The organism is Actinoplanes sp. NPDC048988 (assembly GCF_043197815.1).
In the GTDB taxonomy this organism is placed as follows: Bacteria; Actinomycetota; Actinomycetes; order Mycobacteriales; family Micromonosporaceae; genus Actinoplanes.
Genome location: NZ_JBICTW010000001.1, coordinates 150,218 through 169,400 on the forward strand (window position 1 = coordinate 150,218; position 19,183 = coordinate 169,400).

The 19,183-nt window shown below is 70.5% G+C and carries 17 protein-coding genes; 8 read left to right on the top strand and 9 right to left on the bottom strand.

Annotated features, from left to right (window positions below; all coding sequences use genetic code 11):
• Window positions 1–21: 21 nt before the first annotated feature.
• Both ACGFJ7_RS00720 and ACGFJ7_RS00725 read right to left on the bottom strand, forming a co-directional pair.
• On the bottom strand, window positions 22–1,002 hold the full coding sequence (locus ACGFJ7_RS00720) for a TAXI family TRAP transporter solute-binding subunit (RefSeq protein WP_392641261.1): 981 nt from the start codon (window positions 1,000–1,002) through the stop codon (window positions 22–24).
• A gap of 388 nt (window positions 1,003–1,390) precedes the next feature.
• Window positions 1,391–3,787 (bottom strand): TRAP transporter fused permease subunit, encoded by a 2,397-nt coding sequence (locus ACGFJ7_RS00725; protein ID WP_392639978.1) that lies wholly within the window; start codon window positions 3,785–3,787, stop codon window positions 1,391–1,393.
• Window positions 3,788–3,858: 71 nt separating this feature from the next.
• On the opposite strand from ACGFJ7_RS00725, the gene ACGFJ7_RS00730 reads away from it, so the two are divergent.
• Complete coding sequence (locus ACGFJ7_RS00730; RefSeq protein WP_392639980.1) at window positions 3,859–4,503, top strand: intradiol ring-cleavage dioxygenase; 645 nt, start codon at window positions 3,859–3,861, stop codon at window positions 4,501–4,503.
• A 25-nt stretch (window positions 4,504–4,528) separates the two neighbouring features.
• On the top strand, window positions 4,529–6,199 hold the full coding sequence (locus ACGFJ7_RS00735; protein ID WP_392639982.1) for an AMP-binding protein: 1,671 nt from the start codon (window positions 4,529–4,531) through the stop codon (window positions 6,197–6,199).
• Between the two features lie 153 nt (window positions 6,200–6,352).
• Here the strand turns inward: ACGFJ7_RS00735 and ACGFJ7_RS00740 are convergent, their stop codons facing one another.
• Both ACGFJ7_RS00740 and ACGFJ7_RS00745 read right to left on the bottom strand, forming a co-directional pair.
• Entirely contained in the window at window positions 6,353–7,984 is a 1,632-nt protein-coding gene (locus ACGFJ7_RS00740) for a GMC oxidoreductase (protein ID WP_392639984.1), read from the bottom strand.
• A gap of 39 nt (window positions 7,985–8,023) precedes the next feature.
• Entirely contained in the window at window positions 8,024–9,031 is a 1,008-nt protein-coding gene (locus ACGFJ7_RS00745) for a zinc-binding dehydrogenase (protein WP_392639986.1), read from the bottom strand.
• Window positions 9,032–9,174: 143 nt separating this feature from the next.
• Between ACGFJ7_RS00745 and ACGFJ7_RS00750 the strand changes: the two genes are divergently transcribed.
• The 4 genes from ACGFJ7_RS00750 (at window position 9,175) to ACGFJ7_RS00765 (ending at window position 12,680) form a co-directional block, all read left to right on the top strand.
• Window positions 9,175–9,459 (top strand): hypothetical protein, encoded by a 285-nt coding sequence (locus tag ACGFJ7_RS00750; protein ID WP_392639989.1) that lies wholly within the window; start codon window positions 9,175–9,177, stop codon window positions 9,457–9,459.
• 68 nt (window positions 9,460–9,527) lie between these two features.
• Window positions 9,528–11,099, top strand: a complete 1,572-nt coding sequence (locus ACGFJ7_RS00755) for an AMP-binding protein (protein ID WP_360241237.1) — start codon at window positions 9,528–9,530, stop codon at window positions 11,097–11,099.
• 85 nt (window positions 11,100–11,184) lie between these two features.
• A complete protein-coding gene (locus ACGFJ7_RS00760) occupies window positions 11,185–12,012 on the top strand; it encodes an oxidoreductase (protein WP_360241240.1) in 828 nt (275 codons plus the stop codon).
• Window positions 12,013–12,023: 11 nt separating this feature from the next.
• Window positions 12,024–12,680, top strand: coding sequence for a TetR family transcriptional regulator (locus tag ACGFJ7_RS00765; RefSeq protein WP_360241243.1), 657 nt, complete (start codon window positions 12,024–12,026; stop codon window positions 12,678–12,680).
• On the opposite strand, the gene ACGFJ7_RS00770 is transcribed toward ACGFJ7_RS00765, so the two are convergent.
• The 5 genes from ACGFJ7_RS00770 to ACGFJ7_RS00790 all read right to left on the bottom strand — a co-directional run bounded on the left by ACGFJ7_RS00770 (window position 12,657) and on the right by ACGFJ7_RS00790 (window position 16,619).
• Window positions 12,657–14,234 carry a glycosyltransferase family 39 protein gene (locus ACGFJ7_RS00770; RefSeq protein WP_360241246.1) on the bottom strand — a complete coding sequence of 526 codons (1,578 nt, stop codon included), beginning with the start codon at window positions 14,232–14,234 and terminating at the stop codon, window positions 12,657–12,659. The two genes, ACGFJ7_RS00765 and ACGFJ7_RS00770, sit on opposite strands and share 24 nt — an antisense overlap.
• Before the next feature lie 10 nt (window positions 14,235–14,244).
• Window positions 14,245–14,646: a hypothetical protein gene (locus ACGFJ7_RS00775; RefSeq protein ID WP_360241249.1), complete on the bottom strand. Its 402-nt coding sequence runs from the start codon at window positions 14,644–14,646 to the stop codon at window positions 14,245–14,247.
• A 461-nt stretch (window positions 14,647–15,107) separates the two neighbouring features.
• Window positions 15,108–15,407, bottom strand: a complete 300-nt coding sequence (locus ACGFJ7_RS00780) for a hypothetical protein (protein ID WP_360241252.1) — start codon at window positions 15,405–15,407, stop codon at window positions 15,108–15,110.
• Between the two features lie 68 nt (window positions 15,408–15,475).
• Window positions 15,476–16,213 carry an SDR family NAD(P)-dependent oxidoreductase gene (locus tag ACGFJ7_RS00785; RefSeq protein ID WP_360241255.1) on the bottom strand — a complete coding sequence of 246 codons (738 nt, stop codon included), beginning with the start codon at window positions 16,211–16,213 and terminating at the stop codon, window positions 15,476–15,478.
• Window positions 16,214–16,274: 61 nt separating this feature from the next.
• Complete coding sequence (locus tag ACGFJ7_RS00790) at window positions 16,275–16,619, bottom strand: Lsr2 family protein (RefSeq protein WP_360241258.1); 345 nt, start codon at window positions 16,617–16,619, stop codon at window positions 16,275–16,277.
• Window positions 16,620–16,854: 235 nt separating this feature from the next.
• On the opposite strand from ACGFJ7_RS00790, the gene ACGFJ7_RS00795 reads away from it, so the two are divergent.
• Both ACGFJ7_RS00795 and ACGFJ7_RS00800 read left to right on the top strand, forming a co-directional pair.
• Window positions 16,855–17,979, top strand: a complete 1,125-nt coding sequence (locus ACGFJ7_RS00795; protein WP_392639994.1) for a cellulose binding domain-containing protein — start codon at window positions 16,855–16,857, stop codon at window positions 17,977–17,979.
• Window positions 17,980–18,108: 129 nt separating this feature from the next.
• A complete protein-coding gene (locus tag ACGFJ7_RS00800) occupies window positions 18,109–19,164 on the top strand; it encodes an amidohydrolase family protein (RefSeq protein WP_360241264.1) in 1,056 nt (351 codons plus the stop codon).
• Window positions 19,165–19,183: the final 19 nt, after the last annotated feature.

The window sequence follows — 19,183 nt, forward strand, 5'->3', positions numbered from 1 at the left end:
CCCGCCGGAACGGCAACCCGGTTACTTGGGGGCGTTCAGATCGTCGAGCCCTTTCACGGCCCCACGGTGCAGCGGAACCGGATCGGTCCTGCGGGCCTGGCCGAGCGAGATCTCCTTGGCGGCGGCGTTGGCTTGGACGAGCTGCGGCTGCCGTTCGAACAGGGTCTTGGTGAGCACGCAGGCCACATTCGGGTCGAGGTCATCGCGTACGAGAAGAAGGTTGGGCACGACAACGGTCGGCGTGTCGGCGGCGAGCTTGTAGGTCGCGGCCGGGATGGCGCCGGCCTCGTACACCGGATTGATCTTCTGAAGGGCCGGCAGCAGAGGCGTGACGTCAAGGAACTCGACCTGCCCGGCCGACGTGGTGAGCAGGTCGGTGATGCCGGGCGTGGGCAGACCACCCGACCAGAACAGGGCGTCGATCGAGCCGTCCTTCATCCCGTCGACGGTCTTGGTGAGGTCGAGCTTCTGCGCGCTGACATCCTGGGCGGGGTCGAGCCCGGCCGCGGTGAGCATCCGGTTGGCGATCACCTCGGTACCGGACTTGGGCGACCCGGTGGAGACCCGCTTACCCTTCATGCCGGCGACATCCTTGATGCCGGCCGCCTTACGAACGATCACCTGCGTGTAGTTCGTATGGATCCGGGCCAGCGCGGCCACAGGTTGCCGGCTGTCGAAACTCCCACTCCCGTCGACGGCATCGGCGGCGGTGTCGGCCAGCGAAAAGGCAACGGCATACTGCCCGGCGACAACCTGCTGAATGTTCTGCACGGAGGCGCCGGTCTCGGAGGCGGTGGCTTTGAGCTTCCCCCCACCGGCATTGATCTGCTCGGCGTAAGCATTGCCCAGGGCGAAGTAGACACCGGTCGCGTTCCCGGTGGCAATGCCGACCCGAGTCTCCTTGTCCACAGTGCACGTAACTTCCCCACCGGCATCGGTCGTGGCGGCGTCCTGCCGCCCACCACACCCGGCAACACCCACCACGAGCGTCGCCGCCAGCATCACAGGCACACCCACCGACCGACCGCCACGACCGCCTAGCCCCACAGACCGACCGCCACGACCGGCCAGGCCCACAGAACGACCGCCATGTCCGGCCAAAGCCGCCGACTGAACGCGGAATGGCTGGGCCGCCGACCCAACGCGGACGGACTCGGCCACCAACCCAACGCAGACAGGCTCGGCCGCCAACCCAACGCGGACAGGCTCGGCCACCAACCCAACGCAGACAGGCTCGGCCGCCAACCCAACGCGGACAGGCTGGCCAGCCGACCAGGCGCCGGGAACCGGCCATGCCGCCGACCGGACGCCGCGGGAGGGCAAAGCCCAGGCTCTGAACCCCGCCGCCCGGCGGGTCATCGCTCGGACAAATCCGATATTTAGCTTCATGTCAACCCCGTTCGTTGGAAGAGGAGGAGGGCGGAGAAGGGAGCGGAGCGGAGGGCCGGCTGCCGGTCTCGCCGAGAGCGGCATCGGCCGGCCCCGCCGGCGCGGGGTGCGCCGCAGACGGCCCCGCCGGCGCGGGGTGTCCCGCAGACGGCCGGGCGGGTGAGGAGGACGTGGACGGCTGGACGGGGCGGCCACTCGGCGAAGTCGGCGTCGCGACCGAAGCCTCGGAAGCAGGCTCCCCGGCGGGTTCACCGAAAGGCCCCGAGAGGGGCTCGGCAGACGGCTCGGCAGACGGCTCAACGGAGGACACGACCGATGACTCGGAGCGGGGCTGGACGCGGGGCTCGGAGGAGGGCTCGGTGCGAGGCTCGGACGACGACCCGGAGGAAGAATCGGCGCGAGGGTCGGCGGAGGGGGCGGGAGAAGGGTCGGCGGTGGGTGAGGAGCGGCGGCGCTGGGCGAAGGTCCAGATGATGGCCGCGGCGAACAGCGCGATGCCGGCCGTTATGGCTGTCGGGGACAGGTAGAGCAGGAACAAGCCGGACAGGGCGGCCAGGACCCGGGGAGCTGTTCCGGCTCGGCCCAGGCCGAGGATCCAGCCGCCGGTTGCCACGGCGAGGGCGGTCACCGCCAGCATGGCGACCGCTGTGGCCCAGGTGACCTCCAGGGCTGAGCCTCGGGCCAACAGGTAGGAGCCGGCGGGGGTCAGCACGAACGCTATCGGGGCCAGGAACGCCGGCAGCGCGTACTTCAGCGTCTGCCACATCGTCGGGATGGTTCGGCCGCCGGTGATGGCGCTGGCGCCCACCGCGGCCAAGGCCGTCGGGGGTGTCACCTCCGACAGCACCGAGTAGTAGAAGACGAACATCGCCGCCGCGGGGGCCGGTACGCCCAGGGCCAGCAGCGCCGGGCCGATGATGACCCAGCCGATGATGAAGCTGGCCGTGACCGGTACGGCCAGGCCGAGCAGGGCCAGTGCCACCGCCGCCAGCACCACCGTCGTGGCCAGCACCGCTGTCGGGTCGGTGAACAGGGCCTGCGCGCCTCGGACCAGCAGCGAGGCGAGCTGGGCGCCCAGTCCGGTTTTCGTGGTGGTCGCGGTGATGATGCCCGCGGCCGCGCAGACCGCCACCACCGGCAGGACGCCGCGGACGCCGGCGCTCAGCGCCTCGAAGACCCGCCCCGGGGTCAGCCGGGAGCTCCGGTCGAGGAACGAGAGCAGGAACGCCAGCAGCGTCGCGTAGACGACCGCGCGGGTGGCGCTCTCCCCCAGGGCCAGCAGGACGACGATGAGCACCAGCGACGAGAAGTGGTAGCCGAACCGGGCCAGCAGCCGGAGCGTGCTGACCGGCGGGGTGTCCAGCGACCGTACCCGGAAGCGACGGACGTCGATCTCGACGGCCAGCAGGATGCCCAGGTAGTAGAGGATCGTGGGGATCGTCGCCCAGCCCAGGACGGTCAGGTAGGAGACGTCGAGGTATTCGGCGACGATGAACGCGGCCGCGCCGAGCGTGGGTGGTGACAGGATGGCGCCGACGCCGGCCGCGGCCAGCATGCCGCCCGCCTGTTCGGCCGGGTAGCCGGCGCGGCGCAGCATCGGCCAGGTGACCGCGCCGACGCTGACCGCTGTGGCCGTGCCGGAGCCGGAGACCGTGCCGAGCAGGAAGCCGGCGGCCACCGCGGTGCGGCCGGCGGCGCTGCGCGAGCGGCGGAACGCGGCCACCGACAGGTCGACGAAGAAGCGGCTGGCGCCGCTGAGGTCGAGGACGGCGCCGTAGATGGTGAAGAGCACGATGTACGTGGCCGCGACGTCGAGCGGGGTGCCGTAGAAACCGCTGCCCGAGTTGTAGAGCGCGTCCACGATCTGCGCGAAGTCGAGACCGGCGTGGGCGATGGGCCAGCTCTGCGGCAGGAGACCGCCGTAATACGCATACCCCAGGAAAGCGAGACAGACGACGGGCAGCGCCCAGCCGGTGGTCCGGCGGCACGCCTCGACCACCAGCACCAGCATGATCGCGCCGAAGACCACGTCGATCGGGTCGAGCAGGCCCTGGCGGTCGAGGAACGCGTCGTACCCGCCGGTGAAGGGGTTCAAGGGGTAGAGGCCGACGAGCACCGCCGTACCGGAAAGAATCCAGTCCGGTGTTGTCGGGCGTTCTCGGGAGGAAAGGCGGAACTTGTACGCCAGGAAGACCAGCGGCAGCGTCCCGGCCAGGAAGATGATCAGGTAGTACTGGCTGCCCCGGGCGAGCGGCCGGAACACCTGCACGAGCACGAGCACGGCCACGGCGAACGCGACGATCGAGACGGCGAGCCCGACGCGCCCGGCCAGCCGGCGGGCGGGCAGCTCCTCGTCGTCGTAGACGACCTCCGGGCTCAAAGATCGATCACCGCCCATGGAACGGACAGTAACCGACTCGCACCCGCCGGGAAACCCGATTGGCAACCGGGGCCCGGCCCAATGAAGGCATGACCGTGCAGACGCAAACCCGGCAGCACGACGGCGGCCTCGCGCTCGACTTCCCCACGCTGCGGCGGCGCCGCATGCTGGGCCTGGTCACCGGGGTCACGGTGGCGGCGCTGGCCACGCCCGGGGGCGACGCCCTCAGCCGCTCGGGCATCGTGCGCAGCGACCTGCGCTGGGGTTTCGGCACGGCGACCGGCGTCGCCAAGGGCGTCCCGCTGACCATTCGGCTGCGGCTGACCAGCGCCACCTCCGGGCGGCCGCTGAGCGGGCACGGTGTCTATCTCTGGCACGGGGACCGGGACGGCGCGTACTCGCTCTACTCGCCGAGCCTGGCCGGGCAGAACTACCTGCGCGGGCTCCAGACCACCGACGACACCGGCTGGGTCACCTTCACCAGCGTCTTCCCCGGCGCCTACCGCGACGAGTGGCCGCATCTGCACTTCGAGGCCGAGCTTGGCGTACGCGGTCAGATCTCCCTGCCCGGCGACGTCTGCCAGCAGGTCTACACCACCAAGGGGTACGAGGGCAGCCGCGACCGCCTGACCGGGGCCGACCCGGCCGGCACGAATCCGCACGCGCTGGCGATGGCCTGCGTCACGGGTGATCTTGAACGCGGCTTCACGGCCACCCGCACGATTAACATCTGAGCCCATCGGGGGCAGACTCGGCCGAATGACAGCAGATTCGTTCCGCCAGGCTCGGGATTTCCTGCTCGCCCACGCCACCGACTACGAGGGCGCCCTGGCCGGTTTCCGCTGGCCCGAGCTCGGCGAGTTCAACTGGGCGCTCGACTGGTTCGACGTGATCGCGGCCGGCAACGACGCGCCGGCGCTGTGGATCGTCGAGGAGGACGGCTCCGAGCAGCGGTTCTCCTTCGCCGAGATGTCCCGGCGGTCGGATCAGGTCGCGTCGTGGTTGCGGCTTCAGGGTGTACGCCGTGGGGACCGCATCGTGCTGATGCTGGGCAACCAGGTCGAGTTGTGGGACACCATCCTGGCCGTGATGAAGCTGGGCGCCGTGCTGATCCCGGCCACGCCGCTGCTGGGCCCGGCCGACGCCGCCGGCCGGGTGGCCCGCGGCGGGGCCAAGCACGTGATCGCCGGCTCGCCCGCGGCCGAGAAGTTCGCCGCGGTCGACCCCGGAATCACGCGCATCGCGGTCGGCCCGGCCGTCGACGGCTGGCTCGACTTCCGCTCGGCCTACTCCTCCGGCGCGGGTTTCGAGCCGGACGGCGTGACCCGGGCCGACGACACGCTGCTGCTCTACTTCACGTCGGGCACGACGGCCAACCCGAAACTGGTCGAGCACACCCACGCCTCGTACCCGGCCGGGCATCTCTCGACCATGTACTGGATCGGCCTGCAACCGGGCGACGTGCACCTGAACATCTCGTCGCCGGGCTGGGCGAAACACGCGTGGAGCAACGTCTTCGCCCCGTGGAACGCCCAGGCCTGCGTCTTCATCTACAACTACACGCGCTTCGACGCCGGCCGCCTGATGGCCGAGATGCAGCGCTGCGGCGTCACCAGCTTCTGCGCCCCGCCGACCGTCTGGCGGATGCTCATCCAGTCCGACCTGAGCGCCCTGGACACCCCACCCCGCCTGGTGGTGGGCGCCGGCGAGCCGCTCAATCCGGAGGTCATCGACCAGGTGAACAAGGCCTGGGGCGTGACGATCCGCGACGGTTTCGGCCAGACCGAGACGACGGTGCAGATCGCCAACACCCCCGGCCAGCCGGTCAAGCCGGGGTCGATGGGCCGCCCGGTCCCCGGATACCGCATCGAGCTGATCGACCCGAACACGGGCGAGCCGGCCACCGAGGGCGAGATCTGCGTGGCCCTGGACCCGCGCCCGGCCGGCCTGATGGTCGGCTACCACGGCGACGCCGAACTGACCGCCGACCGCATGGCCGGCGGCTACTACCACACCGGCGACGTGGCCTCCCGCGACGAGGACGGCTACATCACGTACGTGGGACGCACCGACGACGTCTTCAAGGCGTCGGACTACCGGATCTCCCCGTTCGAGTTGGAGAGCATCCTCATCGAGCACGAGGCCGTGGTCGAGGCGGCCGTGGTCCCGTCCCCCGACCCGGTGCGCCTGGCGGTCCCCAAGGCGTACATCGTGCTGGCCGAGAGCTGGCCCGCCGACGAGAAGACGGCAGAGGCGATTTTCCAGTACGCCCGTGAGCACATGCCGCCGTACGCCCGCATCCGCCGCCTCGAGTTCACCGACCTCCCGAAAACCATCTCCGGCAAGATCCGCCGAGTGGAACTACGGGCCGCCGAACTCACCAAGCGCCCCACCCCCGACACCACCCCACCCGGCGAGTTCACCGGCTGATCCCACCCGTTGCACCGCGACCGCGGCCTTGACCGCGTGGTCCCGCCGGGCTGGACGGCACGGATCGAAACGCCGGCGGCGGCGACGTCGCCGGCGGTGTCGCGGTGGGCGTTTGTCGTCTCGATGGTGGCATCGAGCAGGGCTGGCGCTACGTCAGCCGAGCAGCCTCAGTGCGGCCGGGGCGTGGGCCGGGACGGCCGGTGTGTGCGGTGCGATCGGGGCCAGGCGGGCGTAGCCCTCGGCCGGGCGCTGGTCGGGTTCGCCCTTGTTGGGCCACAGGGCGATGGCCCGCTCGGCCATCGCGGTGATGGTCAGGGACGGGTTCACGCCCAGGTTGGCCGGCACCGCCGAGCCGTCGATGATGTGCAGGCCGGGGTAGCCGAAGACCCGGTGGTAGGCGTCGACCACGCCCGCGGACGGGTCGGCGCCGATGGTGGCGCCGCCGAGGATGTGGGCGGTCATCGGGATGTTGAAGATGTCGCCGACCGTGCCGCCCGGGAAGCCGCCGATCCGGGCGGCTATCCGGCGTACCGCCTCGTGGCCGACCGGGATCCAGGCCGGGTTGGGGGCGCCGTGTCCGGGGCCGGTCGTGAGGCGGCCGCTTTTCGTCCGGCGTACGGTCAGCGAATTGTCCGCCGTCTGCATGACCAGCGCGATGATGGTCCGTTCGCTCCAGCGGCGCACCGACAGCGACCGCATCAGCAGGTACGGGTGGCGCAGCGCCTCGGCCAGGAAGCGCAGCGGGCGGGGCACCCGTCCGCCGCCGTCGACCAGCAGGGTCGACAGCAGTCCCATCGCGTTGCTGCCGGGGCCGTACCGGACCGGCTCGATGTGGGTGGTCTCGTCGGGGTGGAACGACGATGTGATGGCCACGCCGGTCGAGAACGGCTCGGCCGGCACCGTGCCCGCCTGCGCGCCCAGCAGCGCCTCCGAGTTGGTCCGGGTCAGGGCGCCCAGCTGGGGTGAGATGTTCGGCAGGATTCCCTTGTCGCGCATGGCGTGCAGCAGCGACTGCGTGCCCAGCGCCCCGGCTGAGAGGATCACGTCGCGCGCGGTGAAGGTACCCCGCGAGGTGGTCACCGTCCAGCCGCCGGCCGAGGGCCGCAGCGAGGTCGCCGTGGTCAGCGGGTGCACTGTCACGCCGGCCTGTTCGGCCAGGTAGAGGTAGTTGACGTCGAGGCGGTTCTTGGCGCCCACCTTGCAGCCGATCATGCAGTTGCCGCATTGGGTGCAGCCGGTGCGGGCCGGGCCGGCCCCGCCGAAGAACGGGTCGGGGACGCTCTTGCCGGCTTCGCCGAAGAAGACCCCGACCGGCGTACGGCGGAACGTGTGCCCGACCCCCATCTCCTCCGCCACGTCGCGGATGACCACGTCGGACGGTGTCATGGTGGGCTGTTCGGTCACGCCCAGCATGCGCGACGCCTGGTCGTAGTACGGCGCCAGCTCGGCCGCCCAGTCGGTGATGCCCGACCAGCGCGCGTCCTCGAAGAACGTGGCCGGTGGGCGGTACAGCGTGTTGGCGTACACCAGGGAGCCGCCGCCGACCCCCGCCGCCGACAGCACCACGATGTCTTTGAGCAGGGTGATCCGCTGGATGCCGCGGAAGCCGAGCTTCGGCGCCCACAGGAAGTTCCGCAGATCCCACGAGCTTTTCGGCAGGGTCCGCGCGGTGAATCGCCGGCCCGCCTCGAGCACGCCGACCCGGTAGCCCTTCTCGGCCAGGCGCAGCGCGCTCACGCTGCCGCCGAAGCCGCTGCCCACGATCACGACGTCGTAATCAGCCACGGCCCCACTTTTGCATTACCCGCCGGTAACCACCAGACCTCAGACCAGTAAAACCTTGAGATGGCGGCCCGAGGCGGCATCGTCGAAGGCCGATGCGGCTTGCGACAGGGGGTACGTGGCCGACACCAGCCGGGACACGTCGACCGCTCCCGTGACCAGCAGCCGGATCGCCTCGGTGAAGTCGTCCGGCAGGTAGGTGGCGCTGCCCTGGATCCGCAGCTGACTGTCCTGGACGAGCGGCAGCGGGATGGTCACGTCGGCCGGCGGCACCCCGACCACGACGACGGTGCCGCCCTTGGCCGCCAGGCCCAGCGCCTGGGTGATCGAGCTCTGCGTGGCGACGCAGTCGAACACCACGTCGGCGCTCTCGCCCAGCGCGTCCCGGATCTGCTCGACGGCATCGTCAGCGGTCGCGTCGACGGCGGCCGAGGCGCCGAAGGACAGCGCCCGTTCGCGGTTGGCGGCGGAACGCGCGGTCATCACGACGCGCGTGGCCCCGTACACCCAAGCGGTTTGCAGCGTGAGAAGCCCGATCGGCCCGGCCCCCAGAATGGCCACGGTCTTTCCGGCCACGCCGCCGGCCAGCCCGGCCGCGTGCACCGGAGTGCTCAGCGGCTCGATGAACGCCGCCGCCGGCCAGTCGAGCTCGTCCGGGATGACGTGCAGCCGGCGCTGGTCGATGGTGAAGTAGTCGGCCATGCCGCCCTGGTCGTGGGCGCAGCCGAAGAACCGCAGCCGCTCGCAGATGTTCTGCCGGCCGGCCCGGCACTGCTTGCACTCCCAGCAGGGCAGGAACGGCTCGACGGTGACCCGCTGCCCCACCTGGAACGCGCTGACGCCGTCGCCGAGCGCGGAGATCGTGCCGGAGACCTCGTGGCCGGGCGCGTACGGCAGCTCGATGAACGGATGCAGCCCGTGCAGCGCGTGCGTGTCCGACCCGCAGATCCCGGCCACCGCCGTTCGCACCTGAACCTCACCGGGCCGGGGCGTGGGCACTTCGGCGTCCACGACCGCGACTCCGCCGGCCGAGACAATTGCACGCTGCATTCTCACGGGCTGACCTTAATCCGAAAGTGTCGCGGTGCGGTCTGACCTTTCCCGGTCCCGGCGTTTCCACTTTTACAAAGCCCCTTTTTATGGACAAATTGCCGCCGTGCGGGCAGGACGCCCGCCGTTGAGAAAGGGACTCCATGCGGATTCGCTCTGCTTTCGCGGTGGCCGCCGGCGCCGCCGCGGTGCTGGCCTTCAGCGCCCCGGCCCAGGCCACCATCGACATCGGCAACGTCGACATCACGGTGACCGACATCGCCTCCGGTAACGAGTACTACCTGTTCCAGAACGTGTCGGTGCTCCAGGCGGCGCAGATCTGCCAGGTCAATGTGGACGTCATCACGGCCACGCTGCTCCGCGGCGACGCCGCCAAGTGCAGCAACAAGACGAACAACCACCAGCAGGCCTGGATCAAGAAGCACTGAGCCCGCTCCGGCCGCCACTTCCGCGCTGACTCTAGCGCCGGCGGTGGCGGCCGGTCCATGCTGCGGAAATGCTGTCGTATGCATCGGGAACCTCGGATCTGCCCCTGCTCGGCGAGACGATCGGCGCCAACCTCGAACGGACGGTGTCCCGCTTCGGTGAGCGGGAGGCTCTGGTGGACGTGGCGGCCGGGCGCCGCTGGACGTACGCGGAACTGAACGACGACGTGGATCGGCTGGCGCGGGGACTGCTCCGGCGCGGGATCGCCAAGGGCGACCGGGTCGGCATCTGGGCCCCGAACTGCGGCGAGTGGGTGATCACGCAGTACGCGACGGCCAAAATCGGGGCAATTCTGGTAAATGTCAACCCCGCTTACCGTACGCACGAATTGCGCTATGTCGTCGAACAGTCCGGCATGCGGTTGCTGATCAGCGCCGCCTCATTCAAGACCAGCGACTATCGCGCGATGATCGGCGAGATCGGGTTCCGCGACGTCATCTACATTTCCGACTTGCCGGAAATCTACGAGGAGGGCGGTCCGGTCGTCGCCGACCTGTCGTTCGACGATCCGATCAACATCCAGTACACGTCCGGAACGACCGGATTTCCCAAGGGCGCGACGCTGTCGCATCACAACATCCTCAACAACGGCTACTTCGTCGGCGAGCTGATCGATTACACCGAGCACGACCGGGTCTGCCTGCCGGTGCCGCTCTACCACTGCTTCGGCATGGTCATGGGCAATCTCGCCGCCACCTCCCACGGCGCGTGCGTCGTGCTGCCCGCCCCCGGTTTCGACCCGGCCGCCACGCTGCGGGCCGTCTCGCAAGAGAAGATCACTTCGCTGTACGGGGTGCCCACCATGTTCATCGCGGAACTGGGCCTGCCCGACTTCGCCGCGTACGACCTGAGTTCCCTGCGTACGGGCATCATGGCCGGCTCCCCCTGCCCGGTCGAGGTGATGAGGCGGGTCGTGGCCGAGATGAACATGGCCGAGGTGGCGATCTGTTACGGCATGACCGAGACGTCGCCGGTCTCCACCATGACCCGCCCCGACGACAACCTGGCCCGGCGTACCGAGACCGTCGGCCGCGTCATGCCGCACCTGGAGTCGAAGGTCGTCGACCCCACCACCGGCCTGGCCGTGGCCCGCGGCGAGCCGGGCGAGCTGTGCACCCGTGGCTACTCGGTGATGCTCGGCTACTGGAACCAGCCCGAGGCGACCGCCGAAGCGATCGACGCCGCCCGCTGGATGCACACCGGCGACCTGGCGACCATGGACGCCGACGGCTACCTGAACATCGTCGGCCGGATCAAGGACCTGGTGATCCGCGGTGGCGAGAACGTCTATCCGCGCGAGGTCGAGGAGTTCCTCTACGCCCATCCCGACATCGCCGACGTCCAGGTGATCGGCGTCCCCGACCCCAAGTACGGCGAGGAGCTGATGGCCTGGGTGGTCCTGCGCCCCGGGGCCTCCCCGCTGACCGCCGACGACGTGAAGGCGTTCTGCGCCGGGAAGCTCAGCCACTACAAGATCCCGCGCTACGTGCACGTGGTCGACGGCTTCCCGATGACCGTCACCGGCAAGGTCCGCAAGGTCCAGATGCGCGAGGAGGCGGCCGGCATCCTCGGACTCGAGTGACCCCCGACACGACGGGCATATAAGAGGCCGGTGGCCCGTTACGGTGGACGTAGCAAAAGTCCACTGGCCTCTTAAGGAGCCCGCAATGAGCAAGGTTTGGCTGATCACCGGTACGTCCCGCGGCCTGGGCCGCCAGCTGGCCGTCTCCGTGCTGGAGCACGGCGACCGGGTCGTGGCCACCGCCCGCCGCCCGGAACAACTGGAAGACCTCACCACGACCTACGGCGACCGGGTCCGTGCCGTCGCGCTCGACGTCACCGACCCCGCCGCCGCCCGGCACGCGGTCGCCGAGGCGGTCAGCGCCTTCGGCCGGCTCGACGTGCTGGTCAACAACGCCGGATACGCCGACGTGGCGGCGATCGAGGACATGCCCGAGGACGTCTTCCGGGCCCAGATCGAGGCCAACTTCTTCGGCGTCGTCAACGTCACCCGGGCCGCGCTGCCGGTCATGCGGCAGCAGGGCGGCGGCCACATCATCCAGATCTCCTCGGTCGGCGGCCGCGTCGCCAGCATCGGCCTCGGCGGCTACCAGTCGGCCAAGTGGGCCGTCGGCGGCTTCTCCGAGGTACTGGCCCGGGAGGTCGCGCCGTTCGGCATCCGGATCACCGTGGCCGAGCCGGGCGGCATGCGCACCGACTGGGCCGGCGACTCGATGGGCACGCTGCCCATCAGCGACGCGTACAAGCCGGTCCTCGAGCCGGCCGTGGCCCGCTTCAGCGAGCACAACGGCAACCAGCCCGGCGACCCGGCCCGCATCGCCCAGGTCCTGATCGACGTGGCAAACCACCCCGAGCCGCCGTTGCACCTGCTGCTCGGTGCCGACGCCGTCGCGGTCGCCCAGGCCAAGGCCGACGCGCTCGCCGCCTCGGACGCCGAGTGGCGGGCGGTGAGCGAGTCGGTCAGCTTTGCGTAAGGTGACCGGCGATGACTGACTTCCAGCGGGCCCGCAGCCCCGAACAGCGCGAGGCCCGCCGGCGGGCGATCCTCGAGGTGGCGGAGCAACTGCTGGCCGAGATGCCGGTGAGCGAGATCAGCCTCCGCGAGCTCGCCCGCCGGGTCGGCCTGTCCAAGACCAACGTGGTCCGCTACTTCGAGACGCGCGAGGCGGTGTTCTTCGCGCTGCTCAACCAGGCCGTCGGCGAGTGGCTCGACACGCTCGAGCTGCCCGCCGGCCCGCCGGCCGGGGTGGTGGAGGCGCTGGCCCGGTCCCTGGCCGGGCGGCCGCTGATCTGCGATCTGTGGAGTTCGCTCGGCACCGAGCTGGAACGCAACATCTCGGCCGAGGCGGTCCGCGACTTCAAACTGGCGAACGGCGAGCTCCAGGCGGCGCTGGCCGGCAAGCTGCGGGAGCGGATCCCGGAGCTGACCGGGCCGTCGTCCCGCGAGCTCGTCTCGTACACGATCCTGCTCCTGGCCGGCCTGTGGCCGTTCGCCAACCCGTCCCCCGGGGTGGCCGAGGCCGTTCGAGACCCCCGGCTGGCGGGTTCGCGGGTCGACTTCGCCTCGCGGCTCGGCCGGGCCCTGGTGGTGGCGGTGACCGGCCTGCTCACGCTCGGCTCAGCGGCGGTAGACGGTCATTGAGAAGCCGACCTGATCGATCACCGTGCTCGAGTCGATCAGCCGCTTCAGCTGGTTGGTGGCGAGGGCCACCCGCGAGTCCGACACCACGACGATCCCGTGCACCTCGTCGAGCGGCACCCCGAGCGGGTCCGGCGCGTCGATGCCGTAGTAGCTCGGCACCCCGCTTCCCTTGTAGACCAGCCACACTTTCTCGCCCGGGTACTTCTTCTTCAGCGTCGCCGCCAGCCGCGGCAGGTCCTGACCCCAGTCGACGTTCGAATCGTGCAGGTTGTTGTGGGTGTTCGCGGTACCGCCGAAAGCCTCGTTCGAGTACGGCAGGTAGTACGGGAACGTGCGCAACGAACTCACCGCCACGACCGCGACCAGCACCGCGGCCGGGATCCACGTCCACTTCCACCGGATCAGCATCACCGTCCCGGCCACCACCGCCAGGAACATCGGCAGGAAGATGACGTACCGGCTGCCGTAGTCCCGCGCCCCCGTCATCGCCACCAGCGTCAGCACCCCGGCCGGCAGCAGCGTGTACAGCCCCGCGACCCACTTCCTGACCAGCAGCGCGACCGTCCCGGCGACCCACAGCGCGAGCATCCCCAGCGGCGTCTTGATCAGCAGCGCGGCCGGCAGGTAGTACCAGCGCGACCCCCGGTACGCCTCGCCGAGCAGGAACCCGTTGAACGTCTGCGACTCGAACTTGAACTGGATCAGCACCCCGTCCCGGTACGCCTTCGGGAACGGCAGCAGGTCCACCGCGAGCCCGCGCAGTCCGCCCGGGTTCGTCACCCCGGCCGGCGTGGTGAAGCGGAGCCGCGGATCCACGGCCAGGTAGACCGCCCAGACCACGGCGACCGCGATCACCCCGACCCCCACGGCGGTCAAAACCTTCCTGCCCAGAGCTTTCCATGGCGTACGGAGGGGAAAGAGCGCAAGAAGCAAAGCGATCGGCACCGCCGGAAGCGTGCTGGCCCGGGTCGCCAGCGCCGCGCCCAGCGCGACCCCGGCCAGCGGCAGGTAGAGCTTGGGCTTCTCGCGCCCCCGCCAGAGCAGCCAGAACGTGGTCAGCACGAGACCCGCCGCCGGCACGTCGAGCGTCGCCAGCGATCCGTGGGCGATCAGGTCGGGCGAGAAGCTGTAGAGGGCCAGCGCCACCAGCCCCGCCCACGGCCCGGCCAGGTCCCGGGCGAAGAAGAGCACCACCAGCCCGAACAGCAGCGTGAGCACGATGATCGGCAGCCGCGCCGCGAGCATCAGCCGGAACGGGTTGTTCCCCGACTCGTACAGCAGATGCCGTCCGAGCATCGTCTGATCGCCCCGGTAAGCCGGATCGAGCTCCGCGTCCTCGAAGGCCATCCCGGCCGCCATGAGCAGCTTGGCCAGCGGCGGATGCTCCGGGTTGTAGCGCAGGCTGTGCTGCTGCGCGTAGACCGCCGCCGTACCCACATAGACCGGCTCGTCGATGGTCGGCGACTGCTGAACCGCCGTCGTCACCATGGCGAACGCCATCTGCCCGAGCAACAGCGCGACCACGATCGGATAGAGCAGGCGCCGTCGCAGCATCGCGCAAACTCTACTGCGCGCCGCCCGGACCTACCCACGCGGACAGCACCGACCGCAACGTGTCCGGCGAGGCAAGCTGAACATCGCCGCGCGAGCCCCATCGCAGCCACTCGGTTCCGAGCAGCCCCAGCCGGACGAGGGGGCGCCCGTCCGCCCCGTCGAACACGAGCCAGAGCCCCGGATGCTCCATCCAGTCCATGAATTCGGTGTCCGCCCGCACCCGAAGCGCCTCGGCGAACGCCGCCACCGCCGGGACATACGTGACATCAGCGAGAAGCGACGACTCCCCCCAGTCCCGCCGCTTCCGCGGCGGCGCCATCGGCCCCCGTTGGTCGTAGATCCGAACCCGCCGTGCGCTCCCGAGCAGCCGCGGCAGCCCGAGCACCAATTCCCGCGCCTCACTCAGATCCACACCCACCATCCTCTCAGCCCGGCGAAGGGTCGTAGAACCGCGCGGCCCCAGAGCAACCATGGCAGCCCGAGCACCAATTCCCGCGCCGAAGGCGACGTCCGCGCCCATCGTTCTCCCCGCCCGCCCCGCTACCAGCGGCGAATCGCCGTCGCGCAGAGAACGGTGCGCGGCCCGGGGACGGCGGCGGTGTCGATGTGGGTGACGCCGCGGACCGCGGTGCGCAGCAGCGTCTCCGCCTGTGCCGGTCAGCCGGGCCCGTGAGCCCAACGGCGGTGAGGCTGCCGGCGCCGTCGGGATGCCGGTAGTGAAGCGCCGGGTCGCCGTCGGACCAGTTCAGGCAGCAGCAACGCGGCGCCGGCGGCATCCCCCAGCGCCCGATGCGGCCGGCTGCCGGGCGCAGCGTGGGTGACGGCGCCGGTGAGGCGGACGGTGGGGAGCAGATCGGCGAGGCCTAGCGCCGGTCACGTTGGCGGCTTTGCCAGGCGATGAGTGTCGATCAGCCCCGCGACCGACAGTTCCGGCAGATGCCAGTGCAGCATCCGCCAGTCCACGCCGATGTTGTGCCCGACCAGGTAGACACCGGCCAGCCGGGCGAGCAGGTCACCGCGGATCTCGTCGAAGGCGGCCTCACCCCGCCGGGCCGGCTCGGCGAGCTTCCTTCGAGGTCGAGCGCGACCAGACGCGCCGTGGTCCACCGGCGGCACCGTACCGGGTCGTCGATCGTCGTCGGTGCGGGCGGCGGCGGCGAATTGCCGCCTCACCCGATCGAAGTCGGCGGCCAGGCGGCTAGCGGAGAAGCGGAGTGAGCCGGCAAGGTGGGGCGGCCGGCTCAGAGGCGGCCTTTCAGTTCGTTCTTGCCGGCGGCCTTGCCCGCGTACATGCGGTCGGCGAGAAACGGGAAAACGTTGGCCGCGGCGACGGCGGCCCGGTATTTGGCGGGGACGATCACCCGGCGGCGGGGGTGTTTCAGGGCCTTTTCGATGGCGGCGGCGACGATCTCGGGGCCGGGGAGGCCGGGGCGGTTCTTGTTGGCGGGGCCGGCTATGTAGCCGGGCTCCACCAGGGTGACGCCGATGCCTGTGCCGGCCAGCTCACGGCGTACGGAATCGGTCATGCCCCGCAGGGCGAACTTGGTGGCCGAATAGGCGCCGCTCATGCCGACCTCGCCGGCCACCGAGCCGATGTTGACGATGGCGCCGGTGCCCTGGTCGCGCATGAGGGGGATGACCGCGCGCATCAGGCGGATGGGGGCGATCAGGTTCACCTCGACCATGCCGACCACCACCTCGTCGTCCGAGAGGATCGACGCGGCGCCGCCGAGGCCGGCGTTGTTCACCAGGCCGTCGACGCGGCCGGTCAGTTCGCGGGCCCGGGCGACCAGGGCGGTGATCGCCGCCGGGTCGCGGACGTCGGTCGGGACGGCGAGGCCGCCGGTCTCCTCGGCCAGCGCCCGCAGTTTGTCGGCGCGGCGGGCCGCCAGCACGACTGTGGTGCCGTTGCGGGCCAGGCGCTGGGCGGTGGCGCGCCCGATCCCGCTCGACGCGCCCGTGACGATGACGACCGGCATTCGCTTGCCTCCCCCACAAAACAAAGCGGCGCCGCCGGTTTCCCGGCGGCGCCGATTCGGTTCAGCGCTTGCTGTGGTACGCCTCGACGATGTGGCTCGGGATGCGGCCGCGCTCGGAGACCTCATAGCCGTTCTTGTTCGCCCACTCGCGAATCGCCTGGTTCTGGTCGCGGCTGGCCCGGCCCGTGCTGGCCTGGGCGCCCCGGCGCGCCGGCGACGCGACCGAACTGCGGCCGACCCGGGTCGCCGCGTTCAGGAACGGGTCGAGCGCCTTGCGCAGCTTGCCGGCGTTCTTCTCGGAGAGGTCGATCGTGTAGTTCACACCGTCCAGTCCGAACTCGACCGTGCGGTCGGCCTCCCCACCGTCGAGGTCGTCGGTCAGAAGGGTTATTACCTGCTTGGCCATGGTGTGCCCCGCTCCTACAGCGATGTCATTTGAGTCACGACTATGCGCACGTCGGCGACGCCGTGAATGTCGATACGCTTTCATTCTGTCTCCCGACCCTTGTCAGAGCAAATTTGACCCCTTCGCATGTCGCAATTCCGCTCCTCCGGTGCCCCTCTTTTCATGCTTGTGAATGTCCTGTAACGTGTGCTGGGAGCGCTCCCACCCCCGTCCCCCTCCCCCGGAGCATGTGGAAATGAGACGCCTCTTCCGTGCCTGCCTGGCCGCCGGATTGCTCGCCGCGGCCGGCGTGGCGGCGTTCGCCGTCGCCGGGCCCGCCTCGGCCGACGCCGAGATCTGCGAGCAATACGGGACCACCACCATCGGCGGCCGCTACGTCGTGATGAACAACCGCTGGGGCACCTCGGCCCAGCAGTGCATCAACGTGACCGGCAGCGGTTTCACCATCACCAGCCAGCAGGGCACCGGCAGCACCAGCGGTGCCCCGGTCTCCTATCCGGCGGTCTATTTCGGCTGCCACTACACCAAGTGCTCCCCCGGCACGAACCTGCCGATCCGGGTCAGCGACATCTCCAGCGCCACCAGCCGGGTCAGCTTCAACTACGTGCAGGGCGCCACCTACGACGCCGCGTTCGACATCTGGCTGGACCCCTCGCCGCGGACCGACGGCGTCAACCAGCAGGAAATCATGATCTGGTTCAACCGGCAGGGCTCCATCCAGCCCATCGGCTCGGTCGTCGGCACCACCACGATCGGCGGCCGGTCCTGGGAGGTGTGGCGGGGGAGCAACGGCGCCAATGCCGTGATTTCGTACGTGGCACCGGCACCGATCACGTCATGGTCGTTCAGCGTCCTCGACTTCATCCGCGACGTGCAGAATCGCGGCGCGATCACCAACGCTTGGTATTTGACGAGCATTCAAGCCGGATTCGAGCCGTGGATCGGCGGCGCCGGTCTGGCCGTGACCGATTTCGCGGCCACGGTTAACGGTGGAGGCGTCCCCACTTCCCCGCCGACAACAACCTCGCCGCCGCCCGCCAGTTCCGCCTGCCGCGTCACCTATGCGACCAACACTTGGAACACCGGCCTTACCGCAAATGTAACGGTGACCAATACAGGCAGTACTGCCCTCAACGGCTGGGCGCTCGGATTCACGCTGCCTTCCGGCCAGACCATTACCGGCTCCTGGAACGCCAACCTGACCGGTTCCTCGGGTGCGGTCACCGCCAGAAACGTCGCCCACAACGGCACGCTGGCCCCGAACGCGAGCACCAGCTTCGGTTTCCAGGCCACCCACACCGGCAACACCGCGGCCCCGGCCGCCTTCACCCTCAACGGCACCGCCTGCGCCAGGGCCTAGCCCGCAAAGACCCGAGCCGCCTCGTAGCCGATTCTCCGGCGCCGGGGCGGCTCGTCCAATTCCGCACACCATCACGGTTCGCCGATCGCCGGCCATCGCGAGGTGTCGATCGACCTTAGGATCGCCGGCATGGCAGCGCTGCGCATCCGGGGCTTCGCCCTTCCCCACGGTGAGCCGATCGACCTCTACGCGGACGGCGACCGATGGACGGCCGACCCGGTTCCCCACGCCGAACTGGTGGCCGAGGGCTGGATCCTGCCGGGGCTGGTCGACGCGCACACGCACCCGGGGGCGGAGGCGCCCGGCCGGCCGCTGGACGACGGCACCCTGCGCCGCGACCTCCGGGCGCACCTGGACTCGGGGGTCACGCTGATCCGGTCCCCGGGCCTGGCCGGCGATCCGCCCGAGTGGTTCGGCCGGCACGACGACAGCCCCCGGGCCCGGCACGCCGGGCCGTGGATCGTCCAGCACGGACAGTTCTTCGAGGGGTGGGGTCGCCGGCCCGAGCCGGTGGACCTGCCCGCCGTCGCCGCCGAGCAGGCCGCCCGTACGGGATGGGCGAAGGTGGTCGTCGACTGGAAGCCCGGCGACGAGGTCATGCCGGTGGACGTGCTGCGGGAGGCCGTCACGCGGGTACACGCGGTGGGCGGGCGCCTGGCGGTGCACTCGCAGCACGCGGCGGGTGGCGAGGTCGCGGTCGAGGCGTGCGTGGACTCGATCGAGCACGGCATGGGCCTGGATCCCCGGCTTCTGCCCCGCATGGCGGAGAGAGGCATCGCGCTGACCCCGACGCTGGCGGTGATCACCGAGTCCCTTGAGCGGATCACCGCCGACCCGGATCGGGCCGGCCGGAGCTGGTACGTGCCGGGGGCGAGCGCGCACGGCCGGCTGACCGCCGCCGCCGTCGAGGCCGGGGTCACCGTGCTGGCCGGCACGGACACCCGGCCGCACGGCGGCATCGCCCGGGAGATCCGGGCCATGGTCGCGGCCGGGGTGTCCCCGCACGACGCGATCGCCGCCGCGTCCTGGACCGCCCGCGCCTATCTCGGCCTGCCCGGCCTGGTCGAGGGCGCTCCGGCGGACGCGGTCGTCTACGACGCCGACCCCCGCCACGATCTCGCCCTGCTCGGTGAACCGCGAGCGGTGATCATTCGTGGGCGGCGCCGGCGGATCGGCGGCCGCTGACGTGCCCCCGGGGGCCGGC